This window comes from Deltaproteobacteria bacterium (genome assembly GCA_016931625.1).
Lineage (GTDB): Bacteria > Myxococcota > XYA12-FULL-58-9 > XYA12-FULL-58-9 > JAFGEK01 > JAFGEK01.
This window is the reverse complement of sequence record JAFGEK010000159.1, coordinates 1-21,071: the sequence shown is the minus strand read 5'-3', so window position 1 is coordinate 21,071 and position 21,071 is coordinate 1. Positions and strand designations below refer to the sequence as shown.

The 21,071-nt window shown below is 40.1% G+C and carries 19 protein-coding genes; 12 read left to right on the top strand and 7 right to left on the bottom strand.

Going from position 1 to position 21,071, the window contains the following annotated elements:
* Positions 1-2 precede the first annotated feature (2 nt).
* The 7 genes from JW841_13490 to JW841_13460 all read left to right on the top strand — a co-directional run bounded on the left by JW841_13490 (position 3) and on the right by JW841_13460 (position 8,351).
* Positions 3-494 carry an NADH-quinone oxidoreductase subunit J gene (locus JW841_13490; protein MBN1961953.1) on the top strand — a complete coding sequence of 164 codons (492 nt, stop codon included), beginning with the start codon at positions 3-5 and terminating at the stop codon, positions 492-494.
* 14 nt (positions 495-508) lie between these two features.
* A complete protein-coding gene (gene nuoK, locus JW841_13485; protein MBN1961952.1) occupies positions 509-814 on the top strand; it encodes an NADH-quinone oxidoreductase subunit NuoK in 306 nt (101 codons plus the stop codon).
* 395 nt (positions 815-1,209) lie between these two features.
* A complete protein-coding gene (locus JW841_13480) occupies positions 1,210-1,941 on the top strand; it encodes a hypothetical protein (GenBank protein MBN1961951.1) in 732 nt (243 codons plus the stop codon).
* 26 nt (positions 1,942-1,967) lie between these two features.
* Positions 1,968-6,056, top strand: coding sequence for a hypothetical protein (locus JW841_13475; protein ID MBN1961950.1), 4,089 nt, complete (start codon positions 1,968-1,970; stop codon positions 6,054-6,056).
* A gap of 52 nt (positions 6,057-6,108) precedes the next feature.
* Positions 6,109-6,771, top strand: coding sequence for a prepilin-type N-terminal cleavage/methylation domain-containing protein (locus tag JW841_13470; protein ID MBN1961949.1), 663 nt, complete (start codon positions 6,109-6,111; stop codon positions 6,769-6,771).
* A gap of 12 nt (positions 6,772-6,783) precedes the next feature.
* Complete coding sequence (locus JW841_13465; GenBank protein ID MBN1961948.1) at positions 6,784-7,263, top strand: prepilin-type N-terminal cleavage/methylation domain-containing protein; 480 nt, start codon at positions 6,784-6,786, stop codon at positions 7,261-7,263.
* 2 nt (positions 7,264-7,265) lie between these two features.
* Positions 7,266-8,351 carry a prepilin-type N-terminal cleavage/methylation domain-containing protein gene (locus JW841_13460; protein ID MBN1961947.1) on the top strand — a complete coding sequence of 362 codons (1,086 nt, stop codon included), beginning with the start codon at positions 7,266-7,268 and terminating at the stop codon, positions 8,349-8,351.
* A gap of 146 nt (positions 8,352-8,497) precedes the next feature.
* Here the strand turns inward: JW841_13460 and JW841_13455 are convergent, their stop codons facing one another.
* The 3 genes from JW841_13455 to JW841_13445 form a co-directional block, all read right to left on the bottom strand.
* A complete protein-coding gene (locus JW841_13455; GenBank protein MBN1961946.1) occupies positions 8,498-10,003 on the bottom strand; it encodes a hypothetical protein in 1,506 nt (501 codons plus the stop codon).
* 314 nt (positions 10,004-10,317) lie between these two features.
* Positions 10,318-10,923: a dTMP kinase gene (gene tmk, locus JW841_13450; GenBank protein ID MBN1961945.1), complete on the bottom strand. Its 606-nt coding sequence runs from the start codon at positions 10,921-10,923 to the stop codon at positions 10,318-10,320.
* Between the two features lie 13 nt (positions 10,924-10,936).
* Entirely contained in the window at positions 10,937-11,719 is a 783-nt protein-coding gene (locus JW841_13445; protein MBN1961944.1) for a phosphatase PAP2 family protein, read from the bottom strand.
* Positions 11,720-11,927: 208 nt separating this feature from the next.
* Here JW841_13445 and thrH point away from each other — a divergent pair, with 208 nt between their 5' ends.
* Genes thrH through JW841_13425 form a run of 4 tightly spaced genes read left to right on the top strand, consistent with a single transcriptional unit; the run spans position 11,928 to position 14,491 of the window.
* The gene (thrH, locus tag JW841_13440; protein ID MBN1961943.1) at positions 11,928-12,545 is read left to right on the top strand and encodes a bifunctional phosphoserine phosphatase/homoserine phosphotransferase ThrH; all 618 of its coding nucleotides are present in this window, start codon (positions 11,928-11,930) and stop codon (positions 12,543-12,545) included.
* A 54-nt stretch (positions 12,546-12,599) separates the two neighbouring features.
* Positions 12,600-13,745 (top strand): radical SAM protein, encoded by a 1,146-nt coding sequence (locus tag JW841_13435; protein MBN1961942.1) that lies wholly within the window; start codon positions 12,600-12,602, stop codon positions 13,743-13,745.
* Positions 13,746-13,796: 51 nt separating this feature from the next.
* A complete protein-coding gene (locus tag JW841_13430) occupies positions 13,797-14,186 on the top strand; it encodes a nucleotidyltransferase substrate binding protein (GenBank protein MBN1961941.1) in 390 nt (129 codons plus the stop codon).
* Positions 14,183-14,491, top strand: a complete 309-nt coding sequence (locus tag JW841_13425) for a nucleotidyltransferase domain-containing protein (protein MBN1961940.1) — start codon at positions 14,183-14,185, stop codon at positions 14,489-14,491. Before JW841_13430 ends, JW841_13425 begins: the two co-directional genes overlap by 4 nt.
* Before the next feature lie 24 nt (positions 14,492-14,515).
* Here JW841_13425 and JW841_13420 read toward each other — a convergent pair whose 3' ends face one another.
* The 3 genes from JW841_13420 to JW841_13410 are packed head-to-tail and all read right to left on the bottom strand — an operon-like array spanning position 14,516 to position 18,113.
* The gene (locus JW841_13420) at positions 14,516-16,825 is read right to left on the bottom strand and encodes a caspase family protein (protein MBN1961939.1); all 2,310 of its coding nucleotides are present in this window, start codon (positions 16,823-16,825) and stop codon (positions 14,516-14,518) included.
* A complete protein-coding gene (locus JW841_13415) occupies positions 16,822-17,625 on the bottom strand; it encodes a hypothetical protein (GenBank protein ID MBN1961938.1) in 804 nt (267 codons plus the stop codon). Before JW841_13415 ends, JW841_13420 begins: the two co-directional genes overlap by 4 nt.
* A complete protein-coding gene (locus JW841_13410; GenBank protein ID MBN1961937.1) occupies positions 17,622-18,113 on the bottom strand; it encodes a sigma-70 family RNA polymerase sigma factor in 492 nt (163 codons plus the stop codon). The genes JW841_13415 and JW841_13410 overlap by 4 nt, the downstream gene beginning before the upstream one ends.
* 228 nt (positions 18,114-18,341) lie before the next feature.
* On the opposite strand from JW841_13410, the gene JW841_13405 reads away from it, so the two are divergent.
* Complete coding sequence (locus tag JW841_13405) at positions 18,342-19,592, top strand: MFS transporter (GenBank protein MBN1961936.1); 1,251 nt, start codon at positions 18,342-18,344, stop codon at positions 19,590-19,592.
* A gap of 67 nt (positions 19,593-19,659) precedes the next feature.
* Here the strand turns inward: JW841_13405 and JW841_13400 are convergent, their stop codons facing one another.
* Positions 19,660-20,898 carry a TonB family protein gene (locus tag JW841_13400; GenBank protein ID MBN1961935.1) on the bottom strand — a complete coding sequence of 413 codons (1,239 nt, stop codon included), beginning with the start codon at positions 20,896-20,898 and terminating at the stop codon, positions 19,660-19,662.
* Positions 20,899-21,071: the final 173 nt, after the last annotated feature.

Here is a 21,071-nt window from a genome sequence, read left to right as displayed (position 1 = left end):
TAATGATAGCATTCTTATTTTATTTCGCCGCAGCTACTACGCTTGTTGCTGCTTTACTAATGATTCTTACACGTAATCCATTACGTGCAACTATGTTTCTTATTATTTCTTTAGTCTCTTTAGCACTTGTATATATTATTGTTGACGCAGGTTTAGTCGCGGCTATGCAAATTTTGGTATATGCTGGGGCTATTGTAGTGCTTATTATATTTGTTATAATGCTTTTAAATCTGCAAGTGGCTGATAATTTTAGACCAACATATTTTTCTCTTACAAAATTATTTGGTGCTGTATCGGCAACATATTTTTTCTATGTGATAATTCAAAATTTGCAAAATAATGAAGCCATTACAAAAAGTACTATTAACGGCTCGGTTTATAATATTGCTCAGCTAATGTTAACTCGATACTTATTCGATTTTGAAGCTATATCTTTGTTATTATTAACCGCAGTTTTGGGGGCAGTAGTATTAGGGCTACGGAGATTAGTGTGAGCACAATTACCACTATCAGTTCAACTCATTTTATTGCACTCGCTGGGGGTTTGTTTGCTATTGGTATGATTGGTGCGATTATGCGTCGTAATGCGATAGTAGTGCTTATGTGTGTTGAACTCATGCTAAATGCAGCCAATTTGTTATTTCTCACCTACGCAAAACAGTATGGCGACGTTGGTGGTCATGTACTAGCTCTCTTTGTAATTGCAATAGCAGCAGCCGAAGCAGCAGTGGGGCTAGCTATTATTATTGGCGTGTTTCGCACCAAACAAACGCTTGATATAAATGAGTTAGATTCATTGCGTGAAGATGTATAAAGCTTGGGGGTGTCCCTAAATGTTTCAGCTATATCATCGCCTTTCATTCCCCGTTCCCTATTCTTAAATTCTTTAAATACCAAGTTAAAAAAATGAAGATTTAAAGAACAGAAACTTAAAAACTTAAGAATTTTAAGTGAGCTTATTAAAAAAAGAGTGTCTAATAAATCAGACATACCTTAGATGATGTGATCATACCTGCGCACCCTGCAAAAATTTGCGTCATAACGCAAAAAGTATTTAGTACAGGTTGCGAATATAATAAAATAATAGCCTGAAAACATAATGATTGGTGGCCGATCAATAATGGCGTAAAATTTGCAGTATAATCAGATAGCCAGATAGCCAGATAGCCAGATAGTCACATTGCTAAGAACTGTAGCGCGGAGCCCAAGATGAAGTCATTTTTACCAGCATCGGCTAAAACGAAAACCGCATGTCATTTCGATTCTCCCTCCTGTCATTTCGACCGTAGGGAGAAATCTCATTTTCCAATAGAAAAAGATCCCTCGTCCCTATGCGCACCCGAGCATGGTGAGCTCTTTGAACCACAAGATGACCTTCCCGCATCACCAAAGGTTATTGGAAAATTGCAGCTTAAGCAGCGATTTTGTATGCAAAAAAATTCTTCTTCGACCGAGCGCGGTGCCGCTCTTATCGTAGTAACTTTTCTTTTGCTTATAGTTTTAGTCGGCGGTTTAGCTGCAGTGGCGATTACTGGTAGTGAATTAAATAGCAGTGTCGGCTTTCGCTCGCGTGAAGTAACAGCTTCTTGTGCACGCGCGGCGCTTGAGCATATACGTTCAATACTTCCTGATAATAGCGCTCAATCAATCGCTGCCGATATTGATATTGGTGGTGGTAATACTTTGCATTATCAAGCTGGGCATTATGATAATGTTGCAGCCACTGTACCGTTTACTGAACTTGCGGCCACTTCAGGCGATTTTTCTTCTGCATTTGAAGGTGTGAATATTACTAATAAGCTTGATTACGGCGGTGGCGGTGGTGGTGCAAATTTAAGTAGCGGTATTCATTTTATAACGACTACTGCGACTTGTAGGGGGCCTAATTTTGGCGAACGTGAAGTCCAACTGGTACTACGTTATGGCATTGCTACGCCGTAAATAAGAAGATTTCGCTGGTGGAGTCGATGATGCGAGCATTTGTTTTTGCATTGTTTAAAGTTTTTAGTTGGCGAGTTATTGTAATTGCCTCGATCGTATTTTTTGTTAGTGGCGTAGAGTTTGCGCTTGCTGATGATTTACACTTGCTTGAAGCAGGTGCTGGTACAAGTTCTACTGCTCCGCCTAACATTGTTTTCTTGTTTGATAGTTCAAATTCGATGTACGATCTGATTTGTGAAGATTTATCAGGTACACGACAATGCAGCAAAAATCAAAATATGACGCTGATTAGCGGGCCTAATAGTTCTATGATCAGTGTAAATTCAGTACTAGAAGGCTTAAGCGGCCCGGATGTTACCGGTGACAGCGTTGCTGATCCATATCGCAGTTTATATAACAGTGACGGTACAACTTATCGTGGCACTAGGTATCCGATTTTTGACGAACGCAAAAGTGGCCCTACCGATGATATGTTTCCACCTTGGAACATATACACTCACAATAGTGTCGCTTTTGAGTATACGGTACAAGCCACCGGTAGCGGTACTACCGAACAAGATAAATTTGACGATGTTATTAGCACTATTTGTAGCAGTAGTAGTGTTACTGATAACTGTTATCAAAAATCACGCTGTATTTATAGCATGCGTACGCATGGTTATTTTTGGGAGCCAGCAGATAACGCTAGTGGCGATCCGTTAAATATGTGTTCGTCAACACCGACCACACCGACAGCGCCAGATTTAGGTGGGTACTGTAGTCATGGCTATGAATGTACTAGCGGTATATGTAAAAGTCACATATGTTCAATGTGTTCAGGCGGCTCCGGTTGCTCGATTTCTGGCTGCTATTATTATAAATATTCTTATAAATATTGTATACCATATAGCGGCGGCAGTGGTGCTACTACCGGTGGCCTTAACAAAGATTACCCTTACGTCTTAGGTGATTTTTTAAACTTCTATCCAACTAAGGTAGTGGCCTTAGTTAAAGCTTTTACCGATACCATAAATAATATGAGCGGCGACGTTCGTATTGGTATTTCTGATTTTAATGACAGTGGCAATATTTATTATCCTGCTACAGGTAGTAGCGGTTCTATTCAATATGCGGTGAAACCCCCTTGTTCGCAAACTACAGGCACTGCTTGCTTTGATGGTGATCCTGCAACCCAATGTTTTAATCCGTCTGACAGCAATTTGATAAACTATCTTTATAATGGCTATACGCTGGATTGGGGTACCCCACTTGCTATGGCCCTTGATAATGTTGGCAAATATTTTACTACAACTACCGGTGTAAACACCCCGATATGCGACTATGGTTCATCAGTTTGCACACAAGCTAAGAATTTTGTGGTATTAATTACTGACGGTTTTCCCATGTGGGACGCTACTGCAGGCAGTAGAGTGCCTTTTGTTAATGGCGAAGTCACTGGTATGAGTGACGGTTATTATAAAAATCAAGGTATGGTTGGAGGATTGTACCAGTATGGTGGTTCATTAGTTGATGATGTAGCTTATGCCTTAACCCAATTAGACATGCGTTCAGATATTTCGGGGCTTCAAGATGTTAAAACCTATGCAGTGAGTTACGGTATAACTGATGAAACTGACCCAACTAAATGTTACGGATTATTAGATGATGTAGCCACGGGGGGCTCAGGAAAATGTTTGCCGGCAACGAGTGTAGCAGAGTTACGTGATGCGCTTACTGAAATTATTTCAGATATTTTACATCGCACCGTAGGTTTTACCGCACCGTCTGTCCCTGCTACTAATCAATCTGGTCAAGCTTCGGTTGCCAATGCCGTTTTTCGCCCCAGTGACGAATTCTCGTTGTGGGAAGGTCATATTTACGGTTTTACATTTTGTGATGTCGCAAATTCTGCATTACTTGGTAATGCTTGCACTTGTCCATCTGGTGATAGCACCTGCATTCTTGATGCAAATGGTGCCATCGCACCGATTTATGATAGCGATGGCTATTTAAGCTCAAAACCATTATGGGATTCATCGCTTTGTTTAGCAGGTGATGTTGCAGGTACTCTTGGGGTGGTTCCTTCAGATCAAGGCGACCTTGATGTCTCATCTTGTTATGTAACTGCAGCCAATCGAGTGATTAAAACAGCGGTGCCTGATACTTCATTACCACCTGCATACACGCAAATAGATTTTACCGAGGCTAATGTAACTACCGGGTCGCGCTTTCTTGCCGAGTTAGGCACGGCGACAGTTAGTGATGGGCAAAAGCTGGTTAATTTTTTCCGTGGGTTAGATGTATATGATATCGACGGTGATACCAATACTAGTGAAGAGCGCAATCTCAACAATATTCAACATGGTGGTCAACCAATTGATGGCTGGTGGAAGCTTGGCGATATTTTTCACTCAATACCAGCTACTTTGCAGCGTCCTGGTGGCAGTACTGATGTCGGGGCTTGGGCAGCGACCGCATCTTATCAAGGTTTTCAATCAACTTATACTTCACGATCGCGTGTTATGTTAGTAGGTGCTAATGACGGTATGCTGCATGCATTTTTAACTGGAGTTTGGGATGCCAATGCCGGGATAGGGGGGGCATACATTGAAGATACATCTTCTCATCCAGAATTAGGTAAAGAATTATGGGCTTTTGTGAGCCCTGAGATGCTTCCCCGTCTTAAAGACATGTGTAACCCAGCAACCCATTCATGTGGTTTAGCTAACCATAAATTTATGGTTGATGGCTCAGTAATGGTGCGTGATATTTGGATTGACCCAACCGCTGATAAAAATATTGCTAGTAACAAAACTAAATGGAAAACGGTAGCCATTTATGGTCATCGCGATGGTGGTCAACGCTATGTTGCACTTGATGTTACTGATGCCACTAATCCTGTATTTTTATGGCAATTCCCCGCGCCTAGTAGCAGTGAAGATGCATTAATGGCCAATAGTTGGCTTGATGTTTATCCTTCGCCAGCTTCAATAGGTCCACTAGCTTGGGATCACGATAATAATCCTGCCACTAAAGCAGTTGATCGATGGGTAGTGCTACTTTCAGGCGGGTATGATCCACTCGATATAAAAGGTAACGCACTATTTATGCTCGATGCCTATACTGGGGCAGTATTATGGAAAGTTACTTATGCGGTTAGCTCGGCTACAGCAACAATGAAGTATTCATTCCCCGCAACCCCAGTATTTTATGCGCGCAATACTGAGGGTGGGGTGCCGATGATGGCAGGCATAGTTGCAGCCGATCACGGCGGGCAGATCTGGCATATACCAACACCAGCATCAGCGCTATCAAGTGGCGTGTTTAATTTTACCCCCCAAGTAATTTTTAAAACTACCAATCCGCTAATTACATCAAATGGTGATACTACACTTGCTAACAGTGAGTACCAGCGGTGGCCGTTCTTTTTTGCGCCTACGCTAACTCGTTATCAAGGAAAAGAACGAATTATTATTGGTACTGGTGATCGTGACTACCTTATACCTAATCCGTTATTAAGTACTACTATTAATGGTTATATTTGTAGTGACCAACAACGTCTCTATTCAATGGTTTTAGAAAGTTGTAGCACTAGCAGCGTAACTCGACCATGTACCGAAAGTGATTTAACCGAAATTAATATTGCTAATAACACTTGGGCAACTTCTAGTTCACGAGGGTGGTATTACAAGTTGCCCGCAGGCGAAAAAGTGGTGGCCCCATTTAATATTTCACGCTTTGAAACCATGGGTACTATTTCACCATTCGCAGAATACTCCGTATTTGCTCCCACTGCGGTTTGTGGTGGCGGTGGTAGCAGCGATGTTTGTTCTGCCGCGCAAAGCAAAGGCGATGGTAAACTTTATGCTTTTGATTGGTTAACCGGTAAACCCGTTGATTGGAATCATGATAATGCGATCACAGTTGCAGATGCATCAGCTTCATTAGGGCAAGGTGTTCCAGCCGCGCCTGCTACTACTAGCGTAATAACAAGCCACGGTGCTACCACTACTTTAATTTCCGGTAGTAGTGATTCTGGTTTGACTACCCTGCAAGTAAATAGTGGTAGTCAAAGTCTAGTAGTTGAAATCTTACGTCTTGATGTTAGTCGTGAGTTACATAATGCGTTACACTAAAAATAAAAATACGCATTGGCGTTTTATGTTATCCCGAGGAGTAATGCGACTAATGTCATCCCGAAGAGCTTTAGTGACGAGGGATCTTATACCACTTCAATATAAGATTTCTTCCTGCAGTCGAAATGACAGAAATGAAAGTCGAAATGAAAGCAGAAACAAAAGTCGAGGTGAAATAGGCTTCACCCTTATTGAAGTAATGGTGGTAGCCGCCATTATTGGTATAGTTGCTATAATCGCAACCCCAAATCTAATTGGATATTATCGTAGTTCTCAAGTAGGTGCGGCGATGCGTGAGTTTTATGGTGGTTTTATCGAGGCGCAAGGTTTCGCACGCAGCACTACGTTGCCGCACCAAATTGTGGTCGATCGCGCTAATCAGCAATGGCATATACGTAAAGATAGTGATCGTGACGGAAATTATGAAACGCTAATAAAAACCAAAACACTATCTGCAACAGAAGTGGGCTTTGGCCCAACTGCAGGTTATGGTGCAAATTTCCCCGTACCTTACAACGGTATTGCAAGTAGTAGTTGGTGTAGTTTTTGTGGCGGCGGTAATACTGGAAATATTAACTTTATCGAAGATGGCACTGTTTTAAATGGCACCAGTGGTGCAGTGTTAATTTACGATGCATCAGGAACATCAGCACGTATCGACGCCCTGGTTTTTGTTGGTGCTAGTGGCGATGCTCGTATCTTCAGACGCAATTGAGGTGGGAAGATTATGCGACATCTACTTAGAGTAAAGCATGAACGAGGTTTTACTTTAATCGAAGTTGTTGTTGCGATGTTTGTTTTTACCTTTGGGGCGCTTGGTTTGTTACGTTTATTAGTCTCCGGTTCACAAGGTGTAGCTACTGCTGGTCGCATGACCCAAGCAACCGTGTTGGCGCAAAGCAAATTAAATGAGCTTCTGGGCAAGCAATTTACTAATGCTGATTTAACTGCTGGTAACCATATAGAACCAGGCGGAAAAAATATAGGCTATGGTGGAACTGCCTATACTCCAACTGGTGCAGCAACAGGTGATTATGGCAGCGCCGATGGATGGTTTGCACGCTCGTGGTTTGTAGCCGATCAAGATGTTGATACTACTGCTGCGGGTATAGAATTTAAACTTATTACGGTAACGGTTTCTTGGACTGATCTATCTTTTAAAAACACTGTACGTACCGTGCGAGTCGTAGGCGGCAAGAGTTTATAGACATGAACAAGCATCTTAAACAACAAATTTGGCGAAATAATACGAATACTCGTGGTATGACATTGATCGAAATGATGATCAGTTTAGCGGTGACTATGTTTTTTATCTCTGGCATTATTTTATTTCTTATTAGTCATACGCGTACCAGCAGAAGAACTTTTGACCGCACCGATATTCAGCGGGGTGGTCGTGCGGCATTAAGTATAATTAGTCAAGAGATAAACCATGCAGGTTTAGGATTGCCTCGTGTATTTGCTATTAGAAGTTTTACCCTTAATGGTTCAGAATGCTCTGGCACACCTGAGCTTGAGATAGCATCATTAGATTATTTACGTGAATGGATAGTAAGTAGCACTGCTGCTAATTCTCTTACCTTAACTTCAGCAAATCCAGATCCGGCGAGTGTTAGCGATATTATTATTGCGCAAAACGAATGGTTGTTTTTTTATCAAAATTCAAATTTCTCAAGTGGTGCTATATCTAATGGTTATGGAATGTTACAAGTTGCTACAACTCGTACTGTCGCAAATACCGCTATCAATATTAGTAATACCAACTATTCGAGTCTAGCTCCACGTATTGATTTAACCCAGCCTACTTTAAGTACTTCGGTACCACATGTCCCTGTTATATTAAGGGCCCGCGTGTCACGTTTTGGAGTAAATTGCACTGATGACGTAGCCCACCCATACATTTTTTGGGAACAAGCCGGGCAAAATAAGGTACCACTTGCACGCAATGCCGACACTAGGGTGCTTGCAGCTGCAGATCTATCAATTGGTGCTAATGCTGGCAGCATAGCAGCATTACGATTTTTATTTTATTTAGATGCAAATGGGGATGGGCAATGCGATGATACCAATAACGATAATTTATTTACGCGCGCAGACGCCATTACCTCACCAACAGCAAATGATTTTGCTAATGTTTGTGCTATTGAAGTACAGATGCGTTTACGTTCTGAAACACCTGAAGCAGGCAGTAATCCTCCAATATATCCTTCTACTGATTTTGTTGAATTAGTCAAAACTAATAGCATTAATACACAAAATCCAACCTATATCTTTATTGATAATTCAGGTTTGTAAAAAAACGCATAGAGACAACCACCCTTCGATCATTATCACGACAACCATGAACAAAGCCGAAGGGACGAGGGTTCTTAGATGTTAGTGGCTGAGATCCCTCATCCATAAGTGTGTAAATTAAATAGAGTTAAACTATATTTAATATCTTAAAAGCAGCTTGCTGCTTGAACATAGGCGGTTAATGGTGCGCCAGCCTCTGGCTCAGAGTCAACTGATACAAGACATTGACCTTGCGAAACTTGAACTGAACTTTGATCTGATGCTGCCGATAAATTTAAAGTACCACTAACTACTTTTATCCCCCCATCAAACCCAGTGGCGTCCTCTGGGACTGATTGTATGGTGGCGCTGCCATTACCTGAAATATCAATTTCATAGGTTTCAGCCATTGCTACTTCTGCATAGGGGTCTTCAAAAGGAGTATTAACAAAATCATAGTCCAAAATCACATTTAATTCAGGGGTAAAAGTTAATACAGCATCGTTTGCTTCAGTAGCTTTAATTGCAACATCAAAAGTATAATCAGAAGACGGATTTAGCAATAGCGACAATAGAGTCTTTGCCCCAAGGGTTAGGGTTAATGGTCCTTTGCCAATGCTAACATTGGTAATAACTAAATCAGTCTCAGGTTGCAGTGAAACATTAAAACTTGCACCAGCAAAATTGATACTAAAAGAATCAGTAATAGTCGATTCTTCATCAAGTGAAGAATATGGAGCGTAAAAACTACCACTGCCGGCATTGAGAGCTATTTCCATAGTACTAGTGAGACCTTGTAGATCCATAGCAATTAATGGATCTGCAGCAGCGAGACTTAAACCTGTTGCACCTTCTGTTTCATTAGTTTTTAATTGCAAAGCCTTAATAATTGAGCCAGTAAGTGAAATATCTTGTTCACCATTAATCACTAATTTAGCTCGCAATATGCCTTGCAAAACTTCAGGCATATCAGAGACATCATCACCAGTAATAGCCGCTATTTGTTGATAGGCATTTTTAAAAGCAGCTAAATCAAGCTGTACGGCAATGCTTTTTGGTGTGGCTTCTATGCTAATAGGATTAGTACGTGACGAACCAATCATTAAATCAAAATTAACTCCATCATTATCAGTTAATGTAGCTTTAATGCGAATTTGCGCTTCAGTAAATGATGAGATACATTCACTATCTTCAGTCTCACATATGCTAGTGCCTTTGATTAACAAAGTAGCGCTATTTTCATCACTTGATTCAAGATTATCATCAGTAAATATGTATTGTTGTAAAAAATCATTAATATCAGCAGCAATGTCTTCTTCGGTATCTACAGAGCTTACTTCATCTAAAGCCGAAGAGCTTGATTTTATATTTTTAAGACGTTTTGATGCTAATGTAGCCTTAGCTTGCAAAGTTTTTAAACTAGAAGAAAGAGGTGATTGAATATTTGATGTTGAACCACCAAAGATTTCATTTAATTGTTCAAAAGCTTGTTCAAGACTTTTAATAGTTTGCTCGTTTTGAAGCGCGTTAAGCGCACTGGTAGTAGTGGTTATCGTATTTTTAACTATAGCTGAACTGCGAGTATTGACATCGTCAACTTTGACATCATCTTTTTTACATGCAGTAAAAGTTAATGTGGAAATGATGCATATACTCAATAATTTCTGATTCATGCTCGCCTCTCCTGCACTAGCAAAAAGGTAAACGATTTTTTTGGTTGATTTCTTTGCGCTGTAATATATTAGCATATCATATGCCAATAATATTCAAAACAAAGTCTTAATAATTACAGCAAAGTTGTAATGATAATTCTTATCAACCTAAAAAATGATTAATACACTATGACATATTAGTCGCAAAGCTATTTATAATATAGTTATTTTATGTGTTATTAATATAATGTTGTTCTCTGACATATTTGCCATATGTAGTTTTATGTGTGGTTTTATATGTCGAAGTAAAAAAGTCCAACCTGCAAATTGATAATTTATGGCAAAATTTTATCTAGCAATTGTTTTAATTCGTTGTGCACAGTTTCAACATCATTCTCAGCATTGATAGCATACGTTAAGCCAACGTTTGCAAGCTTTAAAGTTTGTTCATAAGCTTGCGCGATTTGACCTTGGCGCTCAATATCATCAAAGCGTTCTTTATGACCGCCACGTGTTTCGCGACGTCTTGCTGCTGTTTCGGCACTTACACGCAATAAAATTGAAGCGTCGGGTTTTCGTGCGCGAGAGTTTATTGATAATACCCAGTCTATAGGCAAGTAACTCGACTGGTATGCTAGCGAAGAAAGTAAATAGCGATCAGTGATGACAATGTTTCCCTCTTTTAGCGCCGGTTCTATTTCGCGTTCAATATGATCTAGGCGATCAGCAGCAAATAACAAAGCCAGCGATTCATCGCTAAGTTTTTTATTATCAACTAATGCTTGACGAATAAGTATACCTATTGGACCTTTTGATGGTTCAACAGTACAAACAACTTTTCGTCTTAACTTTAAATATTCGCCTAGTAGCCGCGCTTGCGTAGTGGTGCCAGAGCCATCAATACCTTCTAAAGCAATTAGAAATCCAGTGTTGTTATGCATGGCTCAACAATTGTCAGAAATTACCAGCGACAGCTAGTCCCGATGGTGAAAATATTAATGATAGCGAACGATTACTTCGATGTAGATAAGGGACTAATATGCCTATTGATGCCCCGGCAAGCGCCCCAACTATTACATCACTCGGAAAATGTTTGCCACTACTAACTCGCAAAATACCAACCGTAGCTGCTAACGGGATACCAGCATAAAGCACCGGCCAGGTATATGGTGATTGCAAATGGTAAAGCACACTTGTCGTTGATGTAACTGCAGCAAAAGCCACTGTAGTGTGAGCAGAATAAAATGAGCGACTTGCTTCACCAGAAGCAAAACTACGCGTGTATGAATAAGGGCGTGGGCGTCTCACCATTGATTTAGTAAAATGGCAGATGGCAGAGCTTACAATTAGCGATTCAGTTATTATAAACGCTGGAACTAAACTTTTAAATTTTAAGTCCCATTGCCACATGCCAATAGCAAGCGGAGCACTTATGATCATAGCGTTTTGTAAATAAGTCGAAGCAATATCATGACTTTTATTATTACGATTGAGCGCAATTTTATCAAATGGCAAAAGTATTTTTGTTCTATCGGTCTTTTTCTTTTTATTGCCATAATTATTTAGTAATAAAGTACTAGCAAACAAAGCGGCGCTACCACCTATTAACGGTGCATCAATTAAAAGCGAAACTGTAAATGGATCGGCTTGATTATCTATTAATGTTGAATTTGACGTACTAGGTAAATTTGTTAAGCCAAGCGAAAAATAGCATATAGTTAATGATGTTAGTATCATTGTTAACTTACCAATCTTAATATAAGGGGTGTCCCTAAATGCATATAATTTTAATAGTTTTTGTGGTTTGGTTATATGACAATTAGCAATTATCATACTAGCGAGTTTTGCTAGAATAAGTATATGTTATTCTTGCTGTACGTTAATTTATTAAACAATCATATTAATTGATTATCATCTAAGTATTTGTCGTTAGGAGTATTTTATTATGAACCGTCAAGTAATAGCCTGCTTAGACTTAGAAGGTGTTTTAGTTCCCGAGATTTGGATAAATGTAGCTGAATGCACAGGCATTGCCGAACTTCGTCGCACCACGCGCGATGAACCTGATTATAATGTGTTAATGCAATATCGCCTTAACATTTTAGCTAAGCATGACCTCAAGTTGCGTGACATTCAAAATGTTATTGCCACCATGAAGCCTTTAGATGGCGCGTTAAAATTTCTTAATTGGCTACGAGAGCGCTGTCAGGTAGTTATTTTGTCTGACACTTTTGCTCAATTTGCCGCGCCATTAATGAAGCAGCTGAGTTATCCAACGCTTTTTTGCCACAGCCTTGAAATTGATGCTAACAATAAAATATCTGGTTACAATTTGCGTCTTGCCGATCAAAAACGTGCTGCAGTTAGAGCTTTTAAAGAGCTAAATTTCTATGTGATTGCTGCTGGTGATTCATATAATGATACTTCGATGATGCTTAGCGCCGATGCTGGCATTTTTTTTCGCCCGCCCGCAAATATAACTGGTGAATTTCCGCAGTTTCCAGTGACCCAAGATTATAATGAACTACAAGAAGCCTTTATAATGGCAGGGGTTAGTGCGTAGTTATTTTTAAAAAGCACTCTTGCAACCTGAACAACCGTACAGTATAGTCACAACATGCCTCCATCAATCCGTGTGCTACCATCAGTTGAGCAGCGCTTAGCCTCGCTTACCGAGGCAGCACGTTACGACTTATCATGTGCTTGCGGTCCTTCTAACTCACGTAAACGTGGTAGTGATGGTTTATGGATTTATCCAGCAGCCTTGCCTAATGGTGAACGCACCGCAATGTTAAAAGTGTTGCAAGCTAAAGGATGCGAGTGCGCCTGTAACTATTGCAGTGAACGTCTCGGGGGCAGGGGGTACCAAGAAAAACTAGCTCCAGATGAGTTGGCACAAATATTCATGCAGCTTTACCAAGCTCGCCAAGTATTTGGTTTGTTTCTATCATCGGCAATTCATAAAGGTGCGGTTGCAACTATGGATAATTTACTTGCCACCGCCGAAATTTTACGTAGTCGTTATAAGTATCGGGGTTATATGCATCTTAAGCTTATCCCAGGTTGTGATAGTGCTCAGGTTGAATATGCCATGCGTTATGCGACACGCGTTTCAGTAAATCTTGAAACACCTAACGAAGCGCAATTAAAAAAAATTGCTCCAGGTAAACATCACGCCCAAATCCTGGCAATAATGCAACAAGTAGCAAAAGCTGAGAAAGCCGGTCGCTTTGCGCGGTCTGGTCAAACAACTCAGTTAGTTGTTGGTGCGGCGGGTGAAAGCGATCAAGATATTGCCTTGCGTGTTGCAAATCTTTATGACGATTTAAAATTATCTCGCGTTTATTATTCAGCCTTACAGCCACTAGCCGGTGTCGATAATATTATTGCGCAACCTGTGCCATTTATGCGTGAACATAGATTATACCAAGTAGATTTTATGCTGCGTTGTTATGGGTTTAAGGTTGATGAAATACCTTTTAATGATAGTGGTGCACTTTCACTTACTACCGATCCTAAAACCTTATGGGCCAAACAACACCCTGAGCTTTTTCCGCTAGAAATAAATACTGCACAACGTCACGAATTGTTGCGTGTCCCTGGTATTGGTCCAAAATCTGTAACCCGCTTACTTAAGTTACGTGCGACCACAAAACTACGTGATACTCAAGCATTAGCAGCAGTTGGTGCTTCTTATAAAATTGCTGCGCCATATTTATTGTTTGATGGGTGTCGGGCAGCTCAACAGCTTTCATTATTTTAATTTATGTATGATATCTTGTAGTATGTTTTGTTCTAGGCTATCAAAATAACTATGAACGACCTTGATTTAACAGCGCTAAAAAAAGCACTGACTAGTTTAGAAGATATTCTCAATCAGCCATTGTCGCCCTATATTCGTGATGGGGTTATTCAGCGATTTGAATATACGTTTGAGTTAGCTTGGAAAATTATGCAAAGAGCATTAAAACTAGGTGGAGTGGATACCGGCAGTGCAAAACAGGCATTTCGTGCAGCTCATAAAGCTGGGTATATCGATGATGTTGCCACCTGGATGAGATTCTTAGCAAGTCGTAATCTTACATCACATACTTATAATGAAGATACCGCTGATGAAGTTTATCAAGAAGCTGTGCGTTTCCCGTATTTTGTGAAAAAACTTATCATTAAGTTACAAGACGATTTTGAGCTAAATTTAAAATGAGTAATATTGGTCTAAGCAGTAAAGAACTAAATATTGTTAACGATGCTTGGAAGAGTATTGCTGCAAAACTTCCAGGTGCAAAATTAATATTATTTGGTTCATTGGCCAAAAACCAAGGGCGAGAAAATTCAGATATCGATCTGGCGATTAAAGCTACCAATAAAGTTCCGTTAAATTTACTTGCTGAATTTGAAGATTTGCTTGAAGAATCAGAACTAGTTCGTTGCGTTGATATTTTAGATTACCAGCGATTAAATAAATACATGCAAGTTCATATCGATAGCCAAGGTGTGTTTCTTTATTAAAATCTCACCAAGGATTAAATTATATTAAATTCTCACCCCAATTACAAATCCAGGCCATAAACGCACCGTAGTATCGCCAGAATGCCATACTTTCTCTAACGAGCGAAAACGATCTCTAACTGGCAAATTTAAACTTTTATCATCTGCTATAATAGATACATTTGCCATTGGACCGGCAAATAACGCTAAACGCGGCATAATTTGCCAACCTACAGTTAAACGCAGATGCCCCAAAGTTGTATGATCATCAGGATGGCCAAATTTGCTTGCAGGGCTTGTACCCATAATATCAATATCAATAAAGGCTTGTTGAATTGGGATATGTCCGCCAATACCAAAACCTATTGACCAATCTTCATTGGTCATACGTGGTAAATTGCGCCGCATGATGCCAGTAACAAACATGGCATAAATATATTTGCCACCATAGCGTAACGCAAACATCGTTGGTTCATCAGAAGAACCCCAAAATTCAAAGTGCAATGGAACATCTTTTACATAATTAATAAAACCAATTGGCGCATCAGCATTATCCGATACATTTACCAAGCCAATCTGCGTGCCATTAACCTTATCGCCAATATTAACTAAACCAATTTGACCGCCACTAAGGTCATCACTAATATTAATTAACCCAATTTGGCTACCAGTAAGTTTTGTACCCCCTAAATTAATTAACCCAATTTGCACGCCAGTCATATAAGCACTAGATTGATTTAAAATACCGGTGATCTGCGCTCCCGTAAAGTCTTCTTTGACAACATTAAAGCCACCACTGATTTGTGCGCCTTTAAAACTTGAGTTGGCGATATTAAAAACACCAGCAGTTTGTAATCCTCGGCTGGCGGCAGTTGTACTATTGCCACCACCAGCGATTTGAGCAAAGGAGCCACCATTGCTGCTATTAAAGGCTGCAGCTCCCTGTAGGCCGAACATTTGTTTATTAACTAAGTTAACACCATAAGATACTTGTGCGCCTACTGCCGCACCATCTACTTTATTAACTAATCCAGCTTGCAGACCGCGTAGGTCATATAAAACATGATTAAAACCGGCGCCAATATCGGCACCGTCAATGTAGGCACTTTCGCTCATTGCCAAACTCAAAGATAATCTTTTAGTCACCATGGTTTCTGTGGTGCTAATCGTTGGTATCAAAGAAAAACTTGTATTAACACGCGGGAAAGAATCGATACTTACATTTTTGTTTTTTTCTGCGGGCATGGCAAATTCTGGTGCTGCAAAATCGTTAATGTCGTTGTTCTTTCCGCGCATGGCGGTTAATTCATATGATACTTTTTTTAGATCATTATTTTTTAAAAGCAAATGTTTGCCATCTTGCAATTCGACCTCTGCTTCATAGAGGGCATCACGTTGAGTAAGACGTACAGAATATTTTCCAGGTTCAAGACCAAGTTCAACCACTCTGCCGATTGGTTTATAAAGTTCCGCAGCTAAATGCTGACTGTTATCATGAATATAAAATCTTCCATGTAACTCAGCAGCCATACTAAGACTGGCATTTGTTGTGCGCAAGTCGGTCATTACCAAATCACCCGAGCCTTGCAGTTGAATATCGTATGCAGGGTGTTGAGCGCCGGCTTGGGTTTTTTCAGTTTGATGCAATGTTTCAGCAAAGGCGAATTGATAAGCTTCGTTGAGAGTTACGCGACCGTCGGCAGTAGTGTCGGCAGCACCGCGTAAACCAGAAATAAGATAATGAGTGAAGTATGAGGCACGTATACGGTCAGATTCTTGGGCAGCTTCATGTTCTGAGCTTGAAGTTAAAATAGCATGACCACGGACGCTAGTAGTTCCATCTATTAAAAACGGAGGTCGATGAACACCACCTTTACGCCTAGTTAACGCACCTGAAGAACATGAATCTACTATTGCTACTCTTACATCAGCAGGTATTTTATTAAGCGCTTGTCTAAGTTCGCGATAGCCGACACGTTTGCCTTTCAGTAATAAACCCTGGTCATCGGAATGACCTGAATAATAAAAAACTAATTCGATACGTTGAGATGGGAGTTGTGCAGATTTAATATATGAAACATATTGCTCAAGAGTATTTATCAGCGTTTCATTATCTATATCTAACAAGATAGTAGTATCTTTTTCAGTAATGCCACCAAGTTCATTAAGAACGCGTGCTATCGTTTTCGCATCGCTAGCAGCATAACGCAGTAAAGATCTTTCGGGGCCGCCATCATTAACCCCAACTATCAGAGCAAAGCGTCGTAATCCCTGAGGAAGTTCGTTAGCATTAATATTCGGGCTAACTAAAAGAACAATGACTATATTTATTAGGATAGCTGCAAAAGTTTTCATGGCAGCTTCCTAATTAGCAAGGATGTTTCGTTGAATTCTTTAGTAAGCTCTAACGAAGCAGAACTTGCTTTTTGGGGGTTGCGGGCTAAAGCATGAGCACGTGCTAGTATTGCTCCAACAGGTATCGGATGTTTAGCAGTAATAAAAATAAATCTTTCAAAAAGAGGGGCATCATCAAGTTCATAAGAGTGCGGTAAGGCTGCTCCACCTTTGGTTAAAGCGGTATTACCAGTAGAATTTTCTGGGAAATGCAAAGTTACATTGCCAGAACCATCCATAGATATGATCATACCATAAGTACTATCGCTCGGAACGTAAGCAAGTTGCAATAAATCCCCAGCTTTAGCGGTATCACCATTAATCAATTCAAATTGCTCGTTATTTTCTTGACGGTGAATAATTAAATGTGGTGCACCTTTAACGCGATTACCCGGGTCAACCTTAGTTACCGTATTATTATGAATTATTACTTCATCAGTATTCATTGGTTGCCAAACAAAAAGTATAACAGCAGCACCAGCAAGCGCCGGCGCTAAAAATAACAATTTCGATAAATTTGAACGTTTGGTTTTGGGCAAATATTCAGATTTTTGTTGCAGGCGATTGTTAATAGCAGCGGCAAAAGTAGTGCCAGGGTGTTTAGCTAGCACAGCGACATTATCAGCTTCTATATCTGCAAGACGTTTTTGTAGCTCGCAATCTGTAGCTAACAAATTATGTATATATTCTTGACGCTCATTATTTAATTCACCCAGCAGATAACGTTCAATCTCCCAATCACGTATATGCGTGTTATTCATGGCGTCACCTCAATATTTTTACTTAGCAATTTTTCGCGCAGCACTCGTAAGCGTTTGCGTACCCCAGATACCGATAAACCGGTTTCACCAGCAACTTCTTCATAAGTCATACCATCAACCCAATGCATTATTGCCATGGTTGCGGTGTTAGTATCATCACGTTGTGAATTAAATATTCTTGTAAGCATAAGTCGTGCTTGTGACTGAGATTCAGTTGATGCTTGGGCAATTGCATCAATGATGTCATCGTTTTGATTTTCGCGACAGCGAGATTGTGAACGTAAACGATTAAGACAAATATTAGTCGCCATCCGAAATAACAAGCTCGAAGGTGCGGTATCATGTAGTCGATTTTGCGAGCGCAGCAGTTGTACAAATACATCTTGCATGGCATCCCACGCTTTCTCGTCGTCACCGAGCAATCGGCGGCAGCGTCTTAATACCATGGGGCCATAACGCTCATAGAAGCTTTTTATATCAATGCCCAAGCATTAGCCTCCACAGATCAAAGCGTGGGTCCCATATGTGTACTACTTATGAAACACCGCCTCGAGTAAAATGTGTCACCTCGTATTATCTTATAATACCTGAGGATTTTATTTTTTTGTGATCTAAATCACTAGCCCATAAATCACTAGCCCTATAAACAAAATGCAATCTTTATGATATAAGGTTTAAATTATGCAAATAAAAGTAAAATCATGAAAACAAAGTATATGTGTGCTTTTGGAGTTTTGACTAAGCCACTCATCCAAAGTCTACGCACAACCTTTGCCGCTCTTTACCACAAAAACTACCGCTATTGGTTTATCGGCCAAGTAATTTCTATACTTGGCACCTTTATGCAAATTACCGCCCAAGGCTTTTTAATTTATCAACTTACACGTTCTCCGGCATATCTTGGTTACGTCGCCTTTGTTGCCGGCGTACCAGCTTGGTTTTTCAATCTTTATGGTGGGGTAGTAGCCGACCGCATACCACAACGCCTGCTTTTGCTTACCACGCAATCAATTATGATGTTGCTTGCTTTTATCTTAGCAGCATTAACTTACTGCGAAATTGTACAACCTTGGCATATTTTAGTATTAGCTTTTTGCCTTGGTATTGCAAATTCTTTTGATGCCCCAGCGCGACATGCTTTTGTTGCAGAACTTGTGCCCCGCGTTGATCTTGGTAATGCTATTGCATTAAACTCCACTATATTTAATATAGGGACTACTGTAGGGCCAAGTATTGCAGGGATGCTTTACGTTTGGTTCGGGCCGGCTTGGTGCTTTTTCATTAATGGCCTGTCGTTTGTGGCGGTGTTAGTAGCTTTGGCAATCATGCGTTTATCATCAAAAATAAAAATTATATCTACAGCTTCGGCCCGCCGCGAAATTATTCTTGGTCTATTATTCGTATGGCGGCATCGTGTGATACGTACGCTAATTTTAGGCATTATGGCGATAAGTTTTTTTGGTTTTGCCATAATTACTTTAATGCCCGCCTGGGCTACTGAAGTCTTACATGGCGATGCTCGCACAAATGGCTGGTTGTTAACCGCTCGTGGTTTAGGGTCTTTAATAGGCGCATTAATGATTGCTGCATATGGCAGACAAGTGCATCGGGGTCGCCATCTAAGCATGGTAATTTTTATCCTGCCGATAGCACAATTGGTATTTTCTGCAGCGCATATTCTTAGTATCTCTTTAATATTTCTATTGCTAACCGGTTGGTCAGTAATGATTTTTATGAATATGACTAATACAGTAATTCAAATGAATGTTGCTGATGAACTACGTGGTCGGGTTTTGAGTATTTATACGTTAAGTTTTTTTGGTATGATGCCCATTGGTGGTTTAGTGGTTGGTGCTTTAGCCACGCATATAGGCGTACCTATAACTATAGCCTTATGTTCCATAATACTCTTAATTTATGCGATTCTGGTAAGGGTTTATGTGCCCGAATTAGCTAAACAGCAATAATATTATCAATATATTTATATTTGCTAAGCTATTTTTTATTTTGTATAATGATATCAAGGAAATATATTTAAAATGGGGATCGTGAACGACCGCTAAAATCTATATAAAAACCAAATGGAAAAGAAATCTCGTCATTATTTTGAATTAAACCCTTAGGTGGATTTGGAAATGGCCCAGCGCGTTTGAATGCATAAATTGCTTCACGATCAAGAAAATCAAGACCGCTAGATTGTAAAATCTTTGTATCTTTCAGCGTACCATCTGCTTTTAACGTAATATTTAAAACTGTTTCACGAGAACGAAAGCCATATATGTTACCAGTGGGATCACGGCGCTGATACTCTTGCATAGGTCGCCAATTGTTGCTGACATCGCGTTTAATTCGATTAAAAAATGAAGCATATTTAAAGGCACGCGAGTTTAAAAAAGTACCTTCGCCCAAATCTACACCTTCAAGGTGATCATTTGCGGGAGCCCCCGAAAGGCTAGCCAACACTCCTATTTGTGGAACTAATTCGATAGATTTTTTTCCCTTTTGAAGGGCAACTTCTGAATTATTAGAATTTTTTTGATTACTTCCTTGATCTAGCGAGAGTTTGAGTCTGTCACTATTACCCTCAGATGCAGAAATTGAATCACGATTGTGGATTTTGCCAAATTCTGAGTTAAGTTTGAGGGCTAAACGATCGCGAGGGGTAATTTTGGGGATCTCCACTGCAGGCGCAGGAGTGTCATTGGTTGTGTTTGTTTTATTAGTGTTTTGCGCGTTAAGATTAATTTCAATAGCTTTGGCATCTTTTATTGTTTCAGGCCCCTGAGCTTGTCCACGTTTCGTGGTTGTTGGCTCATTCATTGCATTTTTGTAATGTTGTGACTGATAACGACTGCGTGTTTCGCGCTCAACATGAGTATTATGCTCAGATAAAAAGCGTGCATTTTCAGGTACATGGTCATCAGCAGTAGGTGGGATATCAACTATTTGACCGGCAATATCCTTAGGCTTAGGGGTTTTCTCGTCAATCTTGGGCACATTAGTCTTAGTTTGTGCTTTGCTGCTGGCAGCCATTGCCCTGCGAGTTTTGCGTAATGCTTTTTTGGCTTTAGCATTAAGTGAAACAACTTTAACTGGGGCTTTTTTAATTTTATCGATCGATGTTATTACAAAATAGCGTTTACCAATAAAAGGTAATGCAATTAAGTGTGCTACTGCCGCCACAAATAAAAAAACAATCACCCGTCGGTACTCATACCGATGTATTTGTTCTGGATTTGATCGAGTTATGTCGGTCAATCTTGGATCACGCATAATTGTTTCATTAAGCCTACAGGTTTTTTAGGCGGACCCTATTCATGTGATTCTACAACGTCAAGCATGCATTTACATCATTTATATTAGGGGGTGTCCCTAAATGTCTCCCGTCGATCTTCACGAAATCCGCTACTTGCGACCGCGTGCTCGCAAAAATCCTGCCTGCGACT